The organism is Massilia terrae (assembly GCF_024753145.1).
In the GTDB taxonomy this organism is placed as follows: Bacteria; Pseudomonadota; Gammaproteobacteria; order Burkholderiales; family Burkholderiaceae_D; genus Telluria; species Telluria terrae.
The window spans coordinates 178,866-199,060 of record NZ_JANUGU010000005.1 but is presented as its reverse complement, the minus strand read 5'-3'; the positions used below and the strand labels follow the sequence as shown (position 1 = coordinate 199,060).

General features: G+C 66.2%; 18 protein-coding genes. 17 read left to right on the top strand and 1 reads right to left on the bottom strand.

Annotation, left to right across the window (positions count from 1 at the left end):
- Positions 1 to 82: 82 nt before the first annotated feature.
- The 17 genes from NX778_RS15930 to ftsZ all read left to right on the top strand — a co-directional run bounded on the left by NX778_RS15930 (position 83) and on the right by ftsZ (position 18,670).
- On the top strand, positions 83 to 568 hold the full coding sequence (locus NX778_RS15930) for an arsinothricin resistance N-acetyltransferase ArsN1 family B (RefSeq protein WP_258812748.1): 486 nt from the start codon (positions 83 to 85) through the stop codon (positions 566 to 568).
- Between the two features lie 85 nt (positions 569 to 653).
- A complete protein-coding gene (locus NX778_RS15925; protein WP_258812747.1) occupies positions 654 to 1,160 on the top strand; it encodes a hypothetical protein in 507 nt (168 codons plus the stop codon).
- A 403-nt stretch (positions 1,161 to 1,563) separates the two neighbouring features.
- Positions 1,564 to 1,992: a division/cell wall cluster transcriptional repressor MraZ gene (gene mraZ, locus NX778_RS15920; RefSeq protein WP_258812746.1), complete on the top strand. Its 429-nt coding sequence runs from the start codon at positions 1,564 to 1,566 to the stop codon at positions 1,990 to 1,992.
- A gap of 13 nt (positions 1,993 to 2,005) precedes the next feature.
- A complete protein-coding gene (rsmH, locus tag NX778_RS15915) occupies positions 2,006 to 2,962 on the top strand; it encodes a 16S rRNA (cytosine(1402)-N(4))-methyltransferase RsmH (RefSeq protein ID WP_258812745.1) in 957 nt (318 codons plus the stop codon).
- Complete coding sequence (gene ftsL / locus NX778_RS15910) at positions 2,959 to 3,231, top strand: cell division protein FtsL (protein WP_258812744.1); 273 nt, start codon at positions 2,959 to 2,961, stop codon at positions 3,229 to 3,231. Before rsmH ends, ftsL begins: the two co-directional genes overlap by 4 nt.
- A complete protein-coding gene (locus NX778_RS15905; protein WP_258812743.1) occupies positions 3,228 to 4,994 on the top strand; it encodes a peptidoglycan D,D-transpeptidase FtsI family protein in 1,767 nt (588 codons plus the stop codon). The genes ftsL and NX778_RS15905 overlap by 4 nt, the downstream gene beginning before the upstream one ends.
- Positions 4,994 to 6,529, top strand: a complete 1,536-nt coding sequence (locus tag NX778_RS15900) for a UDP-N-acetylmuramoyl-L-alanyl-D-glutamate--2,6-diaminopimelate ligase (RefSeq protein ID WP_258812742.1) — start codon at positions 4,994 to 4,996, stop codon at positions 6,527 to 6,529. The genes NX778_RS15905 and NX778_RS15900 overlap by 1 nt, the downstream gene beginning before the upstream one ends.
- Position 6,530: 1 nt before the next feature.
- Positions 6,531 to 7,910: a UDP-N-acetylmuramoyl-tripeptide--D-alanyl-D-alanine ligase gene (locus NX778_RS15895; protein ID WP_258812741.1), complete on the top strand. Its 1,380-nt coding sequence runs from the start codon at positions 6,531 to 6,533 to the stop codon at positions 7,908 to 7,910.
- A 1-nt stretch (position 7,911) separates the two neighbouring features.
- A complete protein-coding gene (gene mraY, locus NX778_RS15890) occupies positions 7,912 to 9,081 on the top strand; it encodes a phospho-N-acetylmuramoyl-pentapeptide-transferase (protein ID WP_258812740.1) in 1,170 nt (389 codons plus the stop codon).
- A gap of 3 nt (positions 9,082 to 9,084) precedes the next feature.
- A complete protein-coding gene (gene murD / locus NX778_RS15885) occupies positions 9,085 to 10,584 on the top strand; it encodes a UDP-N-acetylmuramoyl-L-alanine--D-glutamate ligase (protein WP_258812739.1) in 1,500 nt (499 codons plus the stop codon).
- Positions 10,584 to 11,801 (top strand): putative lipid II flippase FtsW, encoded by a 1,218-nt coding sequence (ftsW, locus tag NX778_RS15880; RefSeq protein ID WP_258812738.1) that lies wholly within the window; start codon positions 10,584 to 10,586, stop codon positions 11,799 to 11,801. The genes murD and ftsW overlap by 1 nt, the downstream gene beginning before the upstream one ends.
- Positions 11,798 to 12,877: an undecaprenyldiphospho-muramoylpentapeptide beta-N-acetylglucosaminyltransferase gene (gene murG, locus NX778_RS15875; protein WP_258812737.1), complete on the top strand. Its 1,080-nt coding sequence runs from the start codon at positions 11,798 to 11,800 to the stop codon at positions 12,875 to 12,877. Before ftsW ends, murG begins: the two co-directional genes overlap by 4 nt.
- The gene (gene murC, locus NX778_RS15870; RefSeq protein WP_258812736.1) at positions 12,874 to 14,268 is read left to right on the top strand and encodes a UDP-N-acetylmuramate--L-alanine ligase; all 1,395 of its coding nucleotides are present in this window, start codon (positions 12,874 to 12,876) and stop codon (positions 14,266 to 14,268) included. Before murG ends, murC begins: the two co-directional genes overlap by 4 nt.
- On the top strand, positions 14,265 to 15,233 hold the full coding sequence (locus tag NX778_RS15865) for a D-alanine--D-alanine ligase (RefSeq protein ID WP_258812735.1): 969 nt from the start codon (positions 14,265 to 14,267) through the stop codon (positions 15,231 to 15,233). Before murC ends, NX778_RS15865 begins: the two co-directional genes overlap by 4 nt.
- 21 nt (positions 15,234 to 15,254) lie before the next feature.
- Positions 15,255 to 16,076 carry a cell division protein FtsQ/DivIB gene (locus NX778_RS15860; RefSeq protein ID WP_258812734.1) on the top strand — a complete coding sequence of 274 codons (822 nt, stop codon included), beginning with the start codon at positions 15,255 to 15,257 and terminating at the stop codon, positions 16,074 to 16,076.
- Between the two features lie 16 nt (positions 16,077 to 16,092).
- Positions 16,093 to 17,325 carry a cell division protein FtsA gene (ftsA, locus tag NX778_RS15855; RefSeq protein WP_258812733.1) on the top strand — a complete coding sequence of 411 codons (1,233 nt, stop codon included), beginning with the start codon at positions 16,093 to 16,095 and terminating at the stop codon, positions 17,323 to 17,325.
- A 151-nt stretch (positions 17,326 to 17,476) separates the two neighbouring features.
- Positions 17,477 to 18,670 carry a cell division protein FtsZ gene (ftsZ, locus tag NX778_RS15850; RefSeq protein ID WP_258812732.1) on the top strand — a complete coding sequence of 398 codons (1,194 nt, stop codon included), beginning with the start codon at positions 17,477 to 17,479 and terminating at the stop codon, positions 18,668 to 18,670.
- A 182-nt stretch (positions 18,671 to 18,852) separates the two neighbouring features.
- On the opposite strand, the gene NX778_RS15845 is transcribed toward ftsZ, so the two are convergent.
- A complete protein-coding gene (locus NX778_RS15845) occupies positions 18,853 to 20,142 on the bottom strand; it encodes a class I SAM-dependent methyltransferase (RefSeq protein ID WP_258812731.1) in 1,290 nt (429 codons plus the stop codon).
- Positions 20,143 to 20,195 lie beyond the last annotated feature (53 nt).

The following is a 20,195-nucleotide window of genomic DNA, read 5'->3' as shown; positions in this document are numbered from 1 at the left end:
GATAATATTCGAATATTCGAAGTATTGCAAGCGGTTTCCACATGCGACAATGGTGCGCAACACATCACGACGGAGGCTGGCAGTGATTCGGGAGGCGCAAGCGCAGGACGCGGAGGCCATTGCCGCGATCTACAACCATTATGTGTGCAACACGACCGTGTCCTTTGAACTTGAGCCGGTCGGCGCCGCCGAGATCGCCCGCAGGGTGGAGGCGGTGCGCTCGATCGGCCTGCCCTGGCTGGTGATCGAGCAGGACGGCAAGCTGGCCGGCTACGCCTACGCGACCAGGTGGCGCGAGCGCCTCGCCTATCGGTCTTCGGTCGAATGCTCGGTCTACCTGGATGCGGCCGCCCACGGCCGCGGTCTCGCCTCCGCCCTGTATGAAGAGTTGCTGCGCCGCCTGGCCGCGCTCGGCGTGCATGCGGCGATCGGCGGCATCGCCCAGCCCAACCCGGCGAGCGTGCGCCTGCACGAGAAATTCGGCTTCGAGCAGGTGGCGATGTTCCGCGAGGTCGGCCGCAAGTTCGACCGCTGGGTCGACGTCGGCTACTGGCAGCGCCTGCTGTAAGCCGGCCGGCGCCGGGCCAACGGTGCGAATGCCTCCCGTACGATCAGGCACAATCGCAGGGACAAGGACCTGCAATGGAGGCAGCTTGAGAGCCCTGATCCGCTTCTTCTCGACAGTACACGCACTGATCGCCGCGATGTTCACGCTGGTGTCCTTGCTGTTCCTGGTCGAAGCGGCGCGCACCGGCTGGGCCGCCGTCGGCCTGGAGCCGCTGGACAGCGCGAACCAGGCGATCGAGGCGATCGGCCTGCTGGCGATCGCCGTGGTGTCGCTGCAGATCGCGCAGACCATCACCGAGGAAGAGGTCATCCGCGACGCCCACATCAGCGCGCCGACGCGGCTGCGCCGTTACCTGTCGCGCTTTTTGGTGGTGCTGGTGGTGGCGCTGGCCGTGGAAGGGATGGTCGGCACCTTCAAGGCGCTGCACGAACATCCAGGGATGCTGCCGAGCGCCGCCGCCGTGCTCGCCGCGACCGCCTTGCTGCTCGCGGCCTGGGGCCTGTTTATCAAGCTCAACCGGTCCGCCGAGGAGCTCGAGCCGGAGGCGATGGAAGAGGCCAAGAAGGAGGATGCCAAGTTGGACAAAAGTTAAGCATCCGGGCAAGGGCCAACATCAACACAGGGGCCTTCGGGCCGAATCAGTCGGGGCTGGCATCGTTTGCCGGCCCTTTTGCTTTTTTAAGACTACTTCCGGTTTTTTTTGACGTGAAAACAACCGTTAAACCCATGTGTAAATATGAAGTAGCACTTTCAGAGTGTTTTCTAAGTACTTCATTTTCTTGATGTTTTTTCCTAAAGGCAATCTACGCAAAGTGCGCTAAGTCCTTGAGTTCATTGAAAAAAATCGCTTTTTACACGTGTGAATTCGCTTGACCGCAAAACTTGCTTCCACTAAAGTGGGAAACAGTGTGAAAAAGTGTCGTTTTGTGGGATGAATTTCGGAATCCCGGCGAACGAATTACCTAAACTGACCACTCTCCAAGACCAGGTACAACGTGTTCCAAGGCGCGTCAGCAATCAATCTCGATGCGAAAGGCAGGATGTCCATCCCTGCCAAGCACCGTGACGCCCTCTTGCAGCAATGCGAGGGCAAGCTGACCTTGACCCGCCACCCGCACGGTTGCCTGCTGTTCTTTCCGCGCCCGGTCTGGGAAAAGCACCGCGAGCAGATCGCTGCCTGGCCGATGTCGGCCCGCGCGTGGCAGCGCATTTTCCTTGGGAACGCCTGCGATGTCGAGCTTGACAGCGCCGGCCGCGTCCTGATTTCGCCCGAACTGCGCGCCGCCGTTGGACTCGAAAAAGAAGTGATGATGCTCGGCATGGGCACCCACTTCGAGATCTGGGACGCCGCCAAGCTGGCCCAGGACGAGGCCGAGGCGGTTGCCGGCGGCATGCCCGACGTTCTTTCCAATTTCAGTTTCTGAGAGGGCGCCGCAGATGATTTCCACGACGGTGCCCGGCCTGCAGCATCGCACGGTGCTGTTGGATGAAGCGGTCGATGCGCTCGCCATCGAGGGCGCGCGCGCCAGCGGTACTTATATAGATGGCACCTTCGGCCGTGGCGGCCACAGCCGCTTGATCCTGTCGCGTCTGGGCGACAAGGGGCGCCTGGTGGCGTTCGACAAGGACCCCCAGGCCATTGCCACCGCCGAACAGGTTGGCGATCCGCGTTTCGCGATCGTCCATGACAGCTTTGCCACGATGCAGGGCGCGCTCGCGGCGCGCGGCATCGACCGGGTCGACGGCGTGCTGCTCGACCTGGGGATCTCGTCGCCGCAGGTGGATGACGCGGCGCGCGGCTTCAGCTTCCGTCAGGATGGTCCGCTCGACATGCGGATGGATACCACGCGCGGCGTGTCCGCGGCCGAGTGGCTCGCAACCGTGCCCGAACAACAATTGGAAAAGGTGATAAGGGATTATGGGGAAGAACGGTTTGCTTTTCAGATTGCAAAGGCGATTGTTGCTCGCCGGGCAATCGAACCAATTTCAGGCACACGGCAGCTTGCCGGTATCGTGGCAGACGCGGTCAAGACTCGGGAAAAGGGCAAGGATCCGGCCACCCGTACATTTCAGGCTGTCCGGATTTTCGTCAATCAGGAGCTTGAGGACCTCGAAACAGGTCTGAACGCGGCCTACGCCATGCTGGCCGGCGGCGCCCGGATGGCGGTGATCAGCTTCCACTCGCTGGAAGACCGCATCGTCAAGCAGTTCCTGGCGTCCAAGGCCAAGGTCGCGCAGCCGGACCGCCGCCTGCCGATCAAGGCCGCCGACCTGCCGCAGCCGCAAATGAAACTGATTGCAAAGATCAAGCCGTCGGCGCAGGAAGTGGCGGACAATCCACGCGCGCGCTCGGCGGTGCTGCGCGTGGCCGAACGCATCGGAGGCGCGGCGTGAGCGGCAAGATCAACGCCGTGCTGGCCGCCGCGCTGGTTTGCTGCGCGCTGTCGGTGGTGAACGCGCGCTTCCACGCGCGCCACCTGGTGATCGACCTCGAACGCCTGCAGCAGCAGGCGCGCCAGCTCGACATCGACTGGGCCCAGCTCCAGCTCGACCAGTCCACGCTGGGCAAGAACGAGCGCATCGAGCAGATCGCGCGCTCGGAACTGAACATGGCGCCGCTGTCGCCGGCGCGCACTCAATATTTAACGGAAGGCGGCAAATGAAGCGCGGCGCACACACAGCGCGGGTAGCGGCATCGAAGGGGGTGGCGTTCTCCACCAGCCCGGTGCTCGCCGTGCGCGTGCCGAACTGGCGTTCGCGCCTGGTGCTGCTGGTGCTGTTCGCGGCCTTCCTGGCACTGGGCGCGCGCGCGATGTGGCTGCAGACCATGTCCACCGGCTTCCTGCAGAAGCAGGGCGCCAGCCGCTACGAACACCGCCTCGAACTGCCGGCGATCCGCGGCAAGATCTTCGACCGCAACGGCCAGGTGCTGGCGTCCTCGCTGCCGGTCAAGGCGGTGTGGGCGATCCCCGAGGACGTGCTGGCCTCGCCGCCGGAGAAGCTGCGCGAGCTGGCCAAGCTGCTCGACATGAGCGAGCCCGAGCTGCGCAAGAAGCTCGATTCCGACCGCACCTTCGTCTACCTGAAGCGCCAGGTCGAGCTGGACGTGGTCGACAAGATCAAGGCCCTGAAGATCGACGGCATCGACACCCGTCCCGAATACAAGCGTTTCTACCCGCAGGGCGAGGTGATGGCGCACATGGTCGGCTTCACCAACGTCGAGGACATCGGCCAGGAGGCGATGGAGCTGGCGCAGCAGAAGTCGCTGGCCGGCGTGGTCGGCAGCCGCCGCGTGATCAAGGACCGCCTGGGCCGCATCGTCGAGGACATGGGCATGTCGCGCGAGCCGCACGACGGCCGCGACCTGACCCTGTCGGTGGACAGCAAGCTGCAGTACATCGCCTTCAACAGCATCAAGAACGCGGTCGACAAATTCCACGCCAAGGCCGGCGCGGCGGTGGTCCTGGACGTGCACACCGGCGAGGTGCTGGCGCTGGCCAACTGGCCGAGCTACGACCCCAACGACCGCCGCGGCCTGACCGGCGAGCAGCTGCGCAACCGCGTCATCACCGACACTTTCGAGCCGGGTTCGACGCTCAAGCCGTTCACGGTGGCGCTGGGGCTCGATACCGGCCGCATCACGCCGGACACGCTATTCGACACCGGCAACGGCAGCATGAAGATCGGCCCGAACACCATCCACGACACCCACCCGCACGGCGTGATCAACGTCCAGCAGATCATCCAGAAGTCGTCGAACATCGGCGTGTCCAAGATCGCGCTGCCAATCCCGTCGCAGGAGATGTGGGAGATGTTCACCAAGTGCGGCTTCGGCCAGGCGCCGCGCTTCGGCTTCCCGGGCGCGGTGGCGGGCCGCGTGCGCCCGTACAAATCGTGGCGCCCGATCGAGCAGGCCAATATGGCGTTCGGCCAGGGCATCTCGGTGTCGCTGCTGCAGCTGGCGCGCTCCTACCTGCCGTTTGCGCGCAACGGCGACATCATCCCGCTCTCGTTTACCAAGGTGACCGAGCCGCCGGTCGGCCAGCAGGTGTTCTCGGCCCGCACCGCGGCGCAGATGCGCGGGATGCTCGAAATGGTGGTGCAGCCTGGCGGCACCGCGCCGCAGGCCCAGGTGCCCGGCTACCGCGTCGGCGGCAAGACCGGCACCGCGGAGAAGGTCATCAACGGGCGCTACTCGAAGACCGACTACGACGGCGTGTTCGCGGGCATCGCGCCGCTGTCCAACCCGCGCTTCGTCATCGCGGTGCTGATCAGCCACCCGCAAGGCGCCATCCACACCGGCGGCGGCGTGGCCGCGCCGACCTTCGCCGCGCTCGCCGCCAACGCGCTGCGCGCCGCCAACGTGGCGCCGGATTCCGACGTCACCGACATCATCATCCCCGCACATTCGGAGGAGGAGAACTGATGGCCGCGAGCGTGAACGACACCTGCAAATGGATCGGCGCCACCGCGCCGCAAGGCCGGCTGGTCTCCGATTCGCGCCTGGTGCGGCCGGGCGACGTTTTCTTTGCCTGGCCCGGCGAGGCCGGCGACGGCCGCGCCTACATCACGCAGGCGGTGCAGAACGGCGCCGCCGCCGTGGTCTACGAAGAGCGCGGCTACGCCTGGGACGCCGCGCTGGCGGTGCCGCACCTGGCCGTGAGCGACCTGAAAACGAAGGCCGGCCCGATCGCGCACGCCTGCCTGGGCATGCCGGATGCCGGCATGTTCACCGTCGGCGTCACAGGCACCAATGGCAAGACCTCGATCGCGGTCTGGCTCGGCCAGGCCTTCGCGAAGCTGGGCGAAACCGCCGCGGTGATCGGCACCCTCGGCGTGGGCCTGTTCCGCGGCCGCGCCGAACCGACGTTCGACCCGACCGGCTTCACCACGCCCGATCCGGTGCTGCTGGCCCGCAAGCTGGCCGAGGTCCGCGACGCGCGCGCCACCGCGCTGGCGATCGAGGTATCCTCCATTGGTTTGGACCAGCAGCGCGCCGCGGGCATGCATTTCGACGTAGCCATCTTCACCAACCTGACCCGCGACCACCTCGACTACCACGGCACCATGGAAGACTATGAGGCTTCCAAGCGCAAGCTGTTCGAGTGGCCGGGACTGAAGGCCGCCGTGGTCAACCTCGATGATCCGGCCGGGCTGCGGCTGGTTGCGCACCTGCGCGCCAACGTCGCGGCGCTGCCGGTCACCGGCTACACGGTGCGCGGCGAGGACGAGCAGCCGGCCATCGACGGCATCGCGATGCTGCGCGCCTCCAACCTGCGCAGCCGTAACGCCCTCACCGAATTCCATCTCGATTCGCCCAGCGGCGGCGCCAACCTCAAGACCCAGCTGGTCGGCCATTTCAACGTCAGCAATGCGCTGGCGGTGCTGGCCACCTTGCTGGCCAAGGGCGTCGCGCTCAAGCAGGCGGTCGATGCGGTCGAGTCGCTGACGCCGGCGCCGGGCCGCATGCAGCAGCTCGGCGGCCAGGATGCGCCGATGGTGGTGATCGACTACGCGCACACCCCGGACGCGCTGGAAAAGACATTGGAAGCGCTGCGCCAGGTGGCCACCGACCGCGGCGGCCAGCTGTGGTGCGTGTTCGGCTGCGGCGGCGACCGCGATCCGGGCAAGCGCCCGCAGATGGGCGCGATCTCGCAAGCCGCCGACCGCGTGCTGGTCACCAGCGACAATCCGCGCAGCGAGGAGCCGGGCGCGATCATCGCCCAGATCGTCGCCGGCATGGATGCCAACCGTCCGGATACGGATTACCAGGCCATCGAGGACCGCGCCGCCGCGATCCTGCTGGCCGTGAAGCAGGCCGGCAAGCAGGACGTGATCCTGGTGGCGGGGAAGGGCCACGAGCCGTACCAGGAAATCAAGGGCCGGAAGATGCCATTCTCCGACGCCGACCACGCGGCGCTGGCGCTGACCGCGCGCGTGACCATGTTGAGGACGAACTGAAATGCGCGCATCCCTGGCTCCCATGATCGCCTCCATCAGCGGCGCGCGCATGACGCAGAACGCGGCATTTATTGGCCTGTCGACCGACAGCCGCGTTGTTTCGGCCGGCCAGCTGTTCGTCGCGCTGCGCGGCGAGCATTTCGACGGCCACGACTACCTGGAGCAGGTGGCGGCCAAGGGCGTCGCCGCTGTCGTTGTCGAGAAGCTGCCGGCCGGCTGGACCCTGCCGGCCATCGTGGTGCCGAACACGCTCACCGCGTTGGGCCAGATCGCCAACTGGTGGCGCGGCCGCTTCGATATCCCGGTCATCGGCGTCACCGGCAGCAACGGCAAGACCACGGTCAAGGAGATGATCTCCGCCATCCTCGCCGCCGCCTACGGTGAAGGCGAGCGCCTGGCCACCCAGGGCAACCTGAATAACGAGATCGGCTTGCCGCTGACGCTGATGCGCCTCGAAGCGAACCATCGCGCCGCCGTGGTCGAAATGGGCATGAACCATCCCGGCGAGATCGGCCGCCTGGCCGTCATCGCCGCACCGACGGTCGGCATGGTCAACAACGCCCAGCGCGAGCACCAGGAATTCATGCACACCGTGGAAGCGGTGGCGCGCGAGAATGGCTCGGTGCTGCAAGGTCTGCCGAAAGGCGGCGTGGCCGTGTTCCCGGGCGACGACGAATACACCGCGCTGTGGCGGCAGATGGCCAATACGCGGCCGGACCGCCGCTGCCTCACCTTCGGCCTGTCCGGCGACTGCGACGTGCGCGGCGCCTACACCGCCGGCAGCTTCGGCAGCGTGGTCACGGTGAACATGATCGACGCGCAGTTCAGCATCAAGCTGGCCGCAGCCGGCGAACACAATGTGCGCAACGCGCTGGCCGCCGTGGCCTGCGCGGTGGCCGCCGGCATCGAACAGGACGCGATCGTGCGCGGCCTGGAAGCCTTCACGCCGGTCGGCGGCCGCCTGCAGCGCAAGCAGGCCGCCAATGGCGCGACCGTGATCGACGACAGCTACAACGCCAACCCGGATTCGGTGCGTGCCGCGATCGACGTGCTGGCGCAGGCCGCCGCGCCGCGCATCCTGGTGCTGGGCGACATGGGCGAAGTCGGCACGCAGGGACAGCAGTTTCATGAAGAGATCGGCGCCTACGCGAACAGCCGCGGCATCGAGACCGTGCTGGTGACCGGAGAACTGACCCGCCACATGGTCGGCTCCGGCGCGCGGTACTTTGGGCAGTTCGACGACTTATTGGCAGCACTGGATTCACAACTGGGCAGCGAATCAAACGCGACTGTGCTGGTGAAGGGCTCGCGCTTCATGAAGATGGAGCGCGTGGTCCAGCACCTCATCGGATCACAAAACACAGGGAAGGAAGCCCACTGACATGCTGCTTTGGCTGGCACAATATTTTCAGCAGGACGTTAGCGCACTGCGCGTCTTCAACTACATCACCTTCCGCGCGGTGTTCGCGATGGCGACGGCGATCACGCTCGGCCTCGTGTTCGGCCCGCCGGTGATCCGCAAGCTGACCGAGATGAAGGTCGGCCAGGCCGTGCGCACCTATGGCCCGCAGACCCACCTGCAAAAGCACGGCACCCCGACCATGGGCGGCGTGCTGATCCTGATCGCGATCGGCATCTCCACCTTCCTGTGGTGCGACCTGTCCAACCGCCTGATCTGGCCGGTCATCGTGGTCACCCTCGGCTTCGGCGCGATCGGCTGGGTCGACGACTACCGCAAGGTGGTCTACAAGGACCCGGAAGGCATGCGCTCGGGCGAGAAGTACTTCTGGATGTCCCTGATCGGCATCACCTCCGCGCTCTACCTGGCGTTCTCGGTGTCGGCCGCGACGCCGTTCCAGGTGTGGGAGCTGTTCTTCGCCTGGGTGCAGTCCGGCTTCTCGATGGACCTGCCGCCCAAGGCCGACCTGATCGTCCCCTTCTTCAAGACCGTCAGCTATCCGCTGGGCGTGTGGGGCTTCATCGCGCTGACCTACTGCGTGATCGTGGGCGCTTCCAACGCGGTCAACTTCACCGACGGCCTGGATGGCCTGGCGATCATGCCGACCGTGATGGTCGGCGGCGCGCTCGGCCTGTTCGCCTACCTGACCGGTAACGCGACTTATTCCAAATACCTGTTCATCCCGCACATCCCGGGCGCCGGCGAACTGCTGGTGTTCTGCGGCGCGATGGCGGGCGCGGGCCTGGCCTTCCTCTGGTATAACGCGCACCCCGCGCAGATGTTCATGGGCGACGTCGGCGCGCTGGCGCTGGGCGGCGCGCTCGGCACCATCGCCGTCATCGTGCGCCAGGAGATCGTCCTGTTCATCATGGGCGGCATCTTCGTGGCCGAGACGCTGTCGGTCATCATCCAGGTGAGCTGGTTCAAGTACACCAAGAAGCGCTACGGGCAGGGCCGCCGCGTGTTCCTGATGGCGCCGCTGCACCACCACTTCGAACAGAAGGGCTGGAAGGAAACCAAGGTCGTGGTCCGCTTCTGGATCGTGACCATGATGCTGGTACTGGTTGGCTTGTCGACGCTGAAGCTGCGCTAAGAAATGGACTATCAAGGCAAATTCGCACTGGTGCTGGGGCTCGGGGAATCCGGGCTCGCGATGGCGCAATGGCTCGCCCGTTGCGGCGCGCGCCTGCGCGTTGCCGACACGCGCAGCGCGCCCGACCGCCTGCCCACCCTGCAGGCGATTGCGCCGACCGCCGAATTCGTCGGCGGCGAGTTCGGCGCCGGCCTGCTCGACGGCGTCGATTTCGTCGCCGTCAGCCCGGGCCTCGCGCCCAACCGCGAGCTGGCAGGCATCATGCCGGCAGCTGCCGAACGCGGCATCCCGGTGTGGGGCGAGATCGAATTGTTCGCGCAGGCGCTGGCCGCCCTCAAGGCGGAACGCGGCTACGCGCCGAAAGTCATCGCCATCACCGGCACCAACGGCAAAACCACCGTCACCAGCCTGACCGGCCTGCTGTGCCGGCGTGCCGGACTGACGACCAAGGTCGCCGGGAACATCAGCCCGGCCGCGCTGGACGTGCTGCGCGAGGCGCTCAACCTCGAGGAGCTGCCGCAGGCCTGGGTGCTGGAGCTGTCCAGCTTCCAGCTGCACACCACCTTCAGCCTGGACGCCGACGCCGCCACGGTGCTCAACGTGACCCAGGACCACCTCGACTGGCACGGCAGCATGGCGGCCTACGCCGCCGACAAGGCGCGCATCTTCGGCGAGCACACCACGCGCGTGCTGAACCGCGACGACGCCATGGTGATGGGCATGCGTTCGCCGAACGCGGCGGCCGTCACCTTCGGTATCGGCGAGCCGGAAGCCGCCGGCGACTTCGGCCTGGTCAACGAGCGTAATGTCCTGTGGCTGTCCAACGCCGTGCCGCTGGACGACGAGCCCGAGAAAAAACGCAAGAAAAACGAGCCGGTAGCGCCGGTCGAGTTCAGCGTCAGCCGCCTGATGCCGGCCGACGCGCTGCGCATCCGCGGCATCCACAACGCCTCCAACGCGCTGGCCGCGCTGGCCCTGTGCCGCGCCGTCGGCCTGCCGCTGGCGCCGCTGCTGCACGGCCTGCGCGAATACGGCGGCGAGCCGCACCGCGTCGAGCTGGTCGCCACCATCGACGGCGTCGACTACTACGACGACAGCAAGGGCACCAATGTCGGCGCCACCGTGGCCGCGCTGCAGGGCCTGGGCAAGGCTTTCGCCGGCGAAGACCAGCAGATCGTGCTGGTCGCCGGCGGCGACGGCAAGGGACAGGACTTCTCGCCGCTGGCCGAGCCGTGCGCGCGCTACGTGCGCGCGGTGCTGCTGATCGGCCGCGACGCGCCGGCCGTGCGTGCCGGCATCGAGCCGTCCGGCGTACCCATGTTCGACCTGCCCGGTTTGGAAGAAGCCGTGCGCCGCGCCAGCGGCCTGGCGAAAGCGGGCGACGCCGTGCTGCTGTCGCCGGCCTGCGCCAGCCTGGACATGTTCAGGAATTACGCGCACCGCGCCCAGGTGTTTGTCGACGCCGTGCGCGAGATCGCGCTCGAGAAGGGGCAGGACATCTGATGGCCTTCCAGATCCCCTTCCTGTTCGGCGGTGACTCCAGCGATGCGGCGATCGCCGCGCGCGCACGCCCGTCCCGGATGATGGAGTACGACCAGCTGCTGGTCTGGGTCACGGTGCTGATGATGCTGTTCGGGATGGTGATGGTGTACTCGGCCTCGATCGCGCTGCCGGACGCGCCCAAGTTCTCCTACCTCGGCAACAAGAACTACTACTTCCTGGTGCGCCAGGCGATGTTCATCGCGATCTCGCTGGTCGCGGCCTGGATCACCTTCCGTGTGCCGATCGCGACCTGGCAGCGCCTGGCGCCGCTGATGTTCCTGGTGACCCTGGTGCTGCTGGCGATCGTGCTGGTCCCGGGTCTGGGCGTGGTGGTGAACGGCTCGCGGCGCTGGCTGTCGCTGAAGGTGTTCAACCTGCAGCCGTCCGAAATCATGAAGGTGGTGTCGGTGCTGTATGCCGCCGACTTCACCGTGCGCAAGCAGCAGTACATGCACAAGCTGACCAAGGGCTTCCTGCCGATGGCGGTGGCGATGGGCGTGGTCGGCCTGCTGCTGCTGTGGGAGCCCGACCTCGGCGCCTTCGGCGTCATCGTCTGCATCTCGATGGGCATCCTGTTCCTGGGCGGCTTCAATATGGTCTGGTTCAGCGGCATCGGCGCCGTGCTGGTGATGGTGTTCACCTCGATCATCGCGTTGTCGCCGTTCCGCCGCGCGCGCATGTTCGCCTACCTCGACCCGTGGCAGGAAGGGAATGCGCTGGACAAGGCCTACCAGCTGACCCACTCGCTGATCGCTTTCGGCCGCGGCGAGATCTTCGGCGTTGGCCTTGGCGGCAGCGTCGAGAAGCTGCACTACCTGCCGGAAGCGCACACCGACTTCATCATGGCCGTGATCGGCGAGGAGCTGGGCCTCATCGGCGTGCTGGTGGTGATCGGCCTGTTCTACTTCCTGGTCAAGCGCGCCTTCGACATCGGCCGCCAGGCCATCGCCCTCGACCAGACCTTCGCCGGCCTGGCCGCGAAGGGCATCGGCATCTGGATCGGCGTGCAGACCTTCATCAATATGGGCGTGAACCTGGGCCTGCTGCCGACCAAGGGGCTGACCTTGCCCCTGATGAGCTACGGCGGCTCGGGCGTGTTGTTCAACTGCGTCGGCCTGGCGATCCTGCTGCGCATCGATTACGAGAACCGCGTCCGCATGCGGGGAGGCCGCCAATGAAGCGCCTGATGATCATGGCGGCCGGCACCGGCGGCCACATTTTCCCCGGCATCGCGATCGCGCAGACCATGCGCGCGCGCGGCTGGGAAGTCAGCTGGCTCGGCACCGCGCACGGCATGGAACGCGACATCGTGCCGAAGCACGGCATCGAGATGGATACCATCGACTTCGCCGGCATGCGTGGCAAGGGCATCGGCCACACCATTTCGGGCGCGTTCAAGATGGCGGCCAGCTTCGGCCACGTGCTCGGCTTCCTCGGCAAGAGGAAGCCCGACGTGGTGCTCGGCATGGGCGGCTACGTCACGGTCCCGGGCGGCATGATGGCGCGCCTGAAGGGCATCCCGCTGGCGCTGGTCAATGCCGACGCCGCGCTGCTCCTGTCGAACAAGACGCTCACGCCGCTGGCGCAGCGCGTCCTGTTCGGCTTCCCGGCGGACTTCGGCAAGGCCGCCGGCAAGGCGGTCGTCACCGGCAACCCGGTGCGCAAGGAGATCCTCGCCATGCCGGCGCCGGCGCGCCGCTTCGCCAGCCGCGGCGGCCCGCTCAACATCCTGGTGGTGGGCGGCAGCCTGGGCGCCAAGGTGCTGAACGACGCGGTGCCGGCGGCGCTGGCCCTGATCCCGGCCGGCGAGCGCCCGGTGGTGACCCACCAGTCGGGCAAGAAGAACATCGAGGCGCTGCGCGCTGCGTACGCCCAGGCCGGCGTGCAGGCCAATGTGCTCGACTTCATCGACGACATGGCCGCCGAATACGCGAACGCCGACCTGGTGATCTGCCGCGCCGGCGCGATCACGGTGTCGGAACTGACCGCGGCCGGCGTGGCCAGCGTGCTGGTGCCTTTCGTAGCCAGCACCACCAGCCACCAGCGCGACAACGCGATCTGGATGGACAAGCAGAAAGCGGCGGTGCACTTGCCGCAGGGCGAACTGAACCCGCAGCGGCTCGCGAGCCTGCTGCAAGCGACGTCGCGCGACGATTGCCTGCGCATGGCGGAAGCCGCGATGGCGGTCGGCCAGCGCGACGCCAACGACGCCATCGCGGGCGTACTCGAACAACTGGCAGGGCAGCGTACATGAAGCACAAGATCAAACACATTCACTTCGTCGGCATCGGCGGCAGCGGCATGAGCGGCATCGCCGAGGTGCTGCTCAACCTCGGCTACAAGGTGTCGGGCTCCGACCTGTCGAACAACGCCGCCAGCCAGCGCCTGGCGCAGCTGGGCGCGCAAGTGATGATCGGCCACGCTGCCGCCAACGTCGCCGGCGCCGACGCCGTCGTGACCTCGACCGCGGTCAACGAATCCAATCCGGAAGTGGTGGCGGCGCGCGCCGCCAAGGTGCCGATCGTGCCGCGCGCGATCATGCTCGGTGAGCTGATGCGCCTGAAGCGGGGCATCGCCATCGCCGGCACCCACGGCAAGACCACCACCACCAGCCTGGTGGCCTCGGTGCTGGCCCAGGGCGGGCTGGACCCGACCTTCGTCATCGGCGGCCGCCTGAACAGCGCCGGCGCCAACGCCAAGCTGGGCACCGGCGACTATATCGTGGCCGAGGCCGACGAATCGGATGCCTCGTTCCTGAACCTGTCGCCGATGATCGAGGTGATCACCAACATCGACGCCGACCACATGGACACTTACGAGCACGATTTCGAGAAGCTCAAGGCGGCCTTCGTGCACTTCACCCACCGCCTGCCGTTCTACGGCCGCGCGATGATGTGCATCGACGACCCGCATGTGCGCGCGATCCTGCCGCAGGTGACCAAGCCCGTGACCACCTACGGCTTTTCGGAAGAAGCCGAAGTGCGCGCCCTGAACGCGCGCGCCGACGGCCTGCAAATGCGCTTCACCGTGCGCCAGGCCGGCTATCCGGACACCGAGTTCGTTCTCAACCAGCCCGGCATGCACAATGTGCTGAACGCCTGCTCGGCGATCGCGATCGCGCGCGAGATCGGCGTCGACGACGCTTCCACCGCGCAGGGTCTGGCCGAATTCCGCGGCGTCGGCCGCCGCTTCACCCGCTACGGCGAGATCCAGATCCCAGGCGGCGGCAGCTTCGCGCTGGTCGACGACTTCGGCCACCACCCGGTCGAGACCGAGGTGACGCTGGCCGCCGCGCGCGCCGCCTACCCGGGCCGGCGCCTGGTGCTGGCCTTCCAGCCGCACCGCTACACCCGCACCCGCGACCTGTTCGAGGACTTCGTGCGCGTGCTGTCCTCCGTCGACGTGCTGCTGCTGGCCGACGTGTACGCCGCCGGCGAGGCGCCGATCGTGGCCGCCGATGGCCGCGCCCTGGCGCGCGCGCTGCGCGCCGCCGGCAAGGTGGAACCGATTTTTGTGCAGGCGATTGCCGACATGCCGGCCGCGATTCAAAACGCGGCACGCGATGGCGACGTCGTCATCACCATGGGCGCAGGCTCGATCAGCGGCGTCCCCCATCAACTGACAACCCAAAAGGCTTCAACGTGAGCGCACTTTCTTCCACTGATGCCAAGGCCTTCGGCAAGGTCGGCGTGTTGTTCGGCGGCCGCTCCGCCGAGCGCGAGGTATCGATCATGTCCGGCACCGGCGTGCTGCAGGCATTGAAAAGCAAGGGCATCGACGCCCATGGCTTCGACCCGGCCGAACGCTCGATCGCCGAGCTGGCCGCCGAAAAATTCGACCGCGTGTTCATCGCGCTGCACGGCCGCTACGGCGAGGACGGCAGCCTGCAGGGCGTGCTCGAACAGCTCGGCATTCCCTACACCGGCAGCGGCGTGATGGCCTCGTCGGTCGCGATGGACAAGATCACCACCAAGAAGATCTGGCTGCACCATGGCCTGCCCACGCCGAACTACGCGGTGCTGATGGCCGACACCGACCTCGACAAGGTCGCCGCCGATCTGGGCCTGCCGCTGATCGTCAAGCCGCCGCATGAAGGCTCGACCATCGGCATCACCAAGGTCACCAAGGCCGATGAGCTGAAGGCCGCCTACGAGCTGGCCGCCGGCTTCGACGAGGAAGTGCTGGCCGAGGAATTCGTCAGCGGCCGCGAACTGACCGTGACCGTGCTTGGCCGCGGCAAGACCGCGCGCGCGCTGCCGATCGTCGAGATCGTGGCCCCGCAAGGCAATTACGACTACCAGAACAAGTACTTCACCGACGACACCAAGTACTACTGCCCGGCCGACGTGGACGCCGCGAGCACCGCCGCCATCCAGCGCATCGCCGTGGACGCCTTCAACGCGCTGGGCTGCGAAGGCTGGGCGCGTATCGACGTGCTGCTGCGCGCATCGGACAACAAGCCCTTCCTGCTGGAGGCGAACACCTCGCCCGGCATGACGGGGCACTCGCTGGTGCCGATGGCGGGCCGCGCGATCGGGCTGGAATACGCCGACCTGTGCGTCGAGATCCTGCGCGGCGCGCGGCTGAAGATCGGCCAACAGAAGAAGTAACGAGGAAAAGACAAACGGATTATGTGGCAAGACACCCGAACCCTGAATGCGACCGCCGGCGGCCTGATGGCCCTGACGGTGCTCGCCTGTATCGCATCGGGGGTGTGGTGGGTGTCGCAGCGTCCGATGTTCACGCTGCGCACGGTGAAGGTCGAGAGCATGTACGGCATCGGCCTGAAGCACGTGAACGAGCTGACGGTCCGTAACGGCATCGTGGGGAAGGTCAAGGGGAACTTCTTCACGGCCGACCTGGACCAGGTACGCGGCGTGTTCGAGTCGGTGCCGTGGGTGCGGCGCGCTTCGGTGCGGCGCGAGTGGCCGAATGAGCTGATCGTCGACGTCGAGGAACATGAAGCCCTCGGCACCTGGGGCGAGGATGGGCGCCTGCTGTCGGTGAAGGGCGATGTCTTCACCGCCAACCTGGCCGAGGCCGACGACGATCATCCGCTGCCGGCGTTCGAGGGGCCGCCGGGCAGCGAGAAGGACGTGCTGGCGCGCTTTGCGCAGCTGCGCAGCTGGTTCGCGCCGATCAAGCTGGCGCCGGAGTCGCTCAGCCTGTCGGACCGCTACGCGTGGACGGTCAAGCTGGACAACGGCATGAGCGTGGCGCTTGGCCGCGAGCAGGACAACAAGACGCTCAAGACGCGCGTGGACCGCCTGGTCGGCATCTACCCGCAACTGGTGGCGCGCCTGCAGGACGGGCATATCGACACGATCGACATGCGCTATCCGAACGGCCTGGCGCTGGCGTCGAGCGCGTTGTCGGTGCCGAGCGATGCAAGCAAGCCGGTGAAGCCGGCCAAGAAGAAAACCAATTCAAGCAAGACAACCAAGCATATCTAAAAACTGCAGGCGAATAATGACAAAAGACGCGAAGAACCTGATCGTCGGCCTCGATATCGGCACCTCCAAGGTGGTGGCGGTGGTGGCCGAAGTGATGCCCGACGGGCGCCACGAGGTCATCGGACTCGGGCAGCACGAGTCCAAGGGGTTGAAGAAGGGCGTTGTCGTCAACATCGAGGCGACCGTCGAATCGATCCAGCGCGCGCTCGAAGAAGCCGAGCTCATGGCCGACTGCAAGATCCGCAACGTCTACGCGGGCATCGCCGGCAGCCATATCCGTTCGTTCAATTCGAGCGGCATGGTGGCGATCAAGGACAAGGAAGTGACCGCGACCGACGTCGCGCGCGTCATCGAGACTGCCAAGGCGGTCAACATCCCGACCGACCAGCAGCTGCTGCACACGGTGCCGCAGGAATTCATCGTCGATAACCAGGAAGACGTGCGCGAGCCGATCGGCATGAGCGGCATCCGCCTCGAAGTGCGCGTGCACATCGTGACCGGTGCGGTGTCGGCGGTGCAGAACATCGTCAAGTGCGTGCGCCGCTGCGGCCTGGAGGTATCGGACCTGATCCTGCAGCCGATGGCCTCGGCCGACGCCGTGCTGACCCACGACGAGAAGGAACTGGGCGTGGTCCTGATCGACATCGGCGGCGGCACCACCGACATCGCCGTGTTCTCGGACGGGGCGATCCGCCACACCGCGGTGATCCCGATCGCCGGCGACCAGATCACCAGCGACATCGCGATGGCGCTGCGTACCCCGACCGCCGAAGCGGAAGAGATCAAGGTGCGTTACGGCGTGGCCAAGCAGGTGCTGGCCGACCCGGGCGAGACGCTGGAAGTGCCGGGCATCGGCGACCGCGGCCCGCGCGCGCTGTCGCGCCAGGCGCTGGCCGCCGTGATCGAGCCGCGCGTCGAGGAGCTGTTCGCGATGGTGCACCAGGTGGTGCGCGATTCCGGCTACGAGGGCGTGCTCTCGTCGGGCATCGTGCTCACCGGCGGCAGCTCGATCATGCCGGGCATGATCGAAATGGCGGAAGACATCTTCCTGAAGCCGGCGCGCCTGGGCACGCCGGATTACCGCGGCCAGTTGGCTGACGTCGTGCGCAGTCCGCGTTACGCGACCGTGCTCGGCCTGCTGCTGGAAGCGAAGAAGCAGTATTTGCGCGGGCACATCGTGACTCGTCAGGATGGCTCGATCAATGCGGTGTGGCAGCGGGTGAAGGAGTGGGTCCTGGGTAATTTCTGACGGCGGGTTTTTTTTTGCGGTTGCAGGCGGTTTTTAATTTATACGAAATAAAGCGTTTTTTAAAATAACACGCAGTTTTCAATCTCCAGGCCTGATAGAGGTCTTATGAGATCTGGCGATTGGAAACGGCACTTGATATCAGGAGCAAAACATGGAGTTTGACATGGTCGATAACGCAGCACTGGGAACCATCATCAAGGTCGTGGGTGTCGGCGGCGCTGGTGGTAACGCGGTTCAGCACATGATCAACAAGGGTGTGTCCGGCGTCGAGTTCATCGCCGCCAACACGGACGCGCAAGCATTGGCGGTGTCGACCGCGCACAACATCATCCAGATCGGCGAATCCGGCCTGGGCGCAGGCATGCGTCCGGACGTCGGCCGCCAGCTGGCCGAACAAAGCCGCACCCGCATCGAAGACGCGCTGCGCGGTTCGCACATGGTGTTCATCGCAGCCGGCATGGGCGGCGGCACCGGCACCGGCGCCGCGCCGGTGGTGGCCGAAGTGGCCAAGGCCCAGGGCGCGCTGACCGTGGCGGTGGTGTCCAAGCCGTTCTCGTACGAGGGCGGCAAGTGCATGGACATCGCCGAGACCGGCCTGGAAGAACTGTCCAAGCACGTCGACTCGCTGATCATCATCCTCAACGAGAAGCTCGAGGAGATCTACGAAGACGAGTCGATGCTGGAGTGGATGCAGCACGCCGACGATGTCCTGAACAACGCGGTGGCCGGTATCGCCGAGATCATCAACGTCCCGGGCCACATCAACGTCGACTTCAACGACGTCAAGACCATCATGAGCGAGCAGGGCAAGGCCATGATGGGCACCGCGACCGCGTCGGGCGTGGACCGTGCGCGCATCGCGGCCGAGCAGGCGATCGCTTCGCCGCTGCTCGACGGCGTCGACCTGTCGGGTGCGCGCGGCGTGCTGGTCAACGTGACCGCAAGCCGCAGCCTGAAGGGTAAGGAGATCAAGGAAGTCATGGCCGCGGTGCGCGCATTCGCCGCACCGGACGCCGCGATCGCACAAGGTATCGCCTATGACGACAAGATGGGCGACGACCTGCGCGTGACCGTGGTGGCGACCGGCCTGGGCAAGGGCAAGAAGAACATCCAGCTGGTGCAGACCCCGGTCCTGCGCACCGGCACCCACAACGCGCCGATCATGGCAGCCGCCACCCCGTCGTACGGCGGCGGCATGGCGATGGGCGCGGCCGAAACCATGGGCGGCATGAAGCAGCCGGCCGTGTGGCGCCGCGAGCAGGCATCGGAGCAGGTGCAGGCGATGCAGCGCAATGGCGTGGAAACCTACGACATCCCGGCCTTCCTGCGCAAACAGGCTGACTAATCGAGTTCGATGGGCAGTTGGATTGGCCGGGGGAGACCCCGGCCTTTTTTATTTTGGCGTGGCCCGCACCACAAAACAACGTCATCCCCGCGGAGGCGGGGATCCATAGACCGCGTGACTGCACGCTCAGCATGGGTTCCCGCCTGCGCGGGAACGACGGTATTTAAGCTAACTAAAAGTACTTATGCCGGCACTGACGCGTGCCGCAGCAGGATGCGCTCGATCGCGTTGAGCAGCTCGTACACCGGCTTGAAGTCGGCGAACAGCGCCGCATCATCCGGCGTGGCCGGACGCACGGCCGGGTCATTGCGAACAAGGTTGAAGATCTGCGCAAAACTGCGCTTGCCATCGATATGGCGCAGGATCTTGCCCGAATATTTGCCTGCATCGACCGCCGCCGTCAGCCCCAGGTGCGGATGCCGCAGCATGGTCAGCCCCTGCTTCGGCGCGAACATCGATTCCAGTCCGCGCGGATCGAGCGGTTCGTGGAAGTACATCGGCACATACTGCGCGTCGCCGTAGGCCGCTTTCGCTTCCGGCCCGCGCGTCAGGTACAAGGTGTGCCGCGTGATGTCCCCCATCAGCAGTTCGGACATCGCGTGCCGCGCGCGCTCGTCCATCTGTGGCAGGCGCGCGCGCACCCGCCGCGCCTCCAGCCCCAGCGTCAGCTCCGGCGAATACGGATAACGCCCGCGGCCGACGTCGCTCCATTCGATATGAAAGCCATTGCGGTCGGCCAGCCATTCATACAGCTGCGGCACCGTGTACGCCCGGTCCTGCGAGTGCAGCAGCGAATCGAAGATGCCGGCGTCGGTGTCATTGTCGTTGTAGATGTCGGCGCCGCGCCGATACCAGTTCCCCGGCGGGAGCGCGGCCAGCACCTCCTTCGCCTGCGCGATCCTGGACGCTTCATCGCAGCCCCGGTCCGACAGGCGCAGCAGCTCCTGCATGTGATAGACCCCCGTGCGGCCGATGGCGCCGTACACCATCAGCGCGATCGCGCCGTCCGGCTTGAGCACGCTCTTCAAGGCTTGCAGCCCCGCGTCCGGATCGGCCAGGTGGTGCAGCACGCCCGAGCAGTTGATGTAGTCGAACCGGCCCAGGTCCAGCGAGGGAATGTCGAGGATCGAGTCCTGCACCCAGCGGATGCTGGTGAGCTTGCGGATCGCCGCGCGCTCCTTGGCGATCGCGATGCTGGCGCTCGACAGGTCCAGGTGCACGATCTGCGCATTGGTGCCGCGCAGTTGCTCGGCCAGGAAGATGGTCGCGTCGCCGGTGCCGCCGCCCGCCACCAGCACGCGGAAACCCTTGCGAAAGCTCTCGCGCCCGCCGAAGCAGTAGTGGTTCATCATCGGCAGGTCTTCGGTCCAGGTGCGCTGCAGGCGCTTGTGCTCATCGCTCGGATCGCAGGGCGGGTAGGGCAGGTGTTCGTACTGCGCCTTCACCTCGGGCAGGTAGTTCTCGTTCTTCATGGCGTGGCATGCGGTTGGGGTGGCCAATGGTGCAATCATTTGGCGGCTGGCGC

What these genes read in the sequence shown, in the direction of transcription:
- NX778_RS15860 (WP_258812734.1), top strand. Translation starts at nt 15,255, where the DNA reads ATGTGGCAAGACACCCGAACCCTGAATGCGACCGCCGGCGGCCTGATG.
- NX778_RS15845 (WP_258812731.1), bottom strand. Translation starts at nt 20,142, where the DNA reads ATGAAGAACGAGAACTACCTGCCCGAGGTGAAGGCGCAGTACGAACAC.
- mraY (WP_258812740.1), top strand. Translation starts at nt 7,912, where the DNA reads ATGCTGCTTTGGCTGGCACAATATTTTCAGCAGGACGTTAGCGCACTG.
- murC (WP_258812736.1), top strand. Translation starts at nt 12,874, where the DNA reads ATGAAGCACAAGATCAAACACATTCACTTCGTCGGCATCGGCGGCAGC.
- ftsA (WP_258812733.1), top strand. Translation starts at nt 16,093, where the DNA reads ATGACAAAAGACGCGAAGAACCTGATCGTCGGCCTCGATATCGGCACC.
- NX778_RS15895 (WP_258812741.1), top strand. Translation starts at nt 6,531, where the DNA reads ATGCGCGCATCCCTGGCTCCCATGATCGCCTCCATCAGCGGCGCGCGC.
- ftsZ (WP_258812732.1), top strand. Translation starts at nt 17,477, where the DNA reads ATGGAGTTTGACATGGTCGATAACGCAGCACTGGGAACCATCATCAAG.
- NX778_RS15905 (WP_258812743.1), top strand. Translation starts at nt 3,228, where the DNA reads ATGAAGCGCGGCGCACACACAGCGCGGGTAGCGGCATCGAAGGGGGTG.
- murG (WP_258812737.1), top strand. Translation starts at nt 11,798, where the DNA reads ATGAAGCGCCTGATGATCATGGCGGCCGGCACCGGCGGCCACATTTTC.
- murD (WP_258812739.1), top strand. Translation starts at nt 9,085, where the DNA reads ATGGACTATCAAGGCAAATTCGCACTGGTGCTGGGGCTCGGGGAATCC.
- rsmH (WP_258812745.1), top strand. Translation starts at nt 2,006, where the DNA reads ATGATTTCCACGACGGTGCCCGGCCTGCAGCATCGCACGGTGCTGTTG.
- ftsW (WP_258812738.1), top strand. Translation starts at nt 10,584, where the DNA reads ATGGCCTTCCAGATCCCCTTCCTGTTCGGCGGTGACTCCAGCGATGCG.
- NX778_RS15900 (WP_258812742.1), top strand. Translation starts at nt 4,994, where the DNA reads ATGGCCGCGAGCGTGAACGACACCTGCAAATGGATCGGCGCCACCGCG.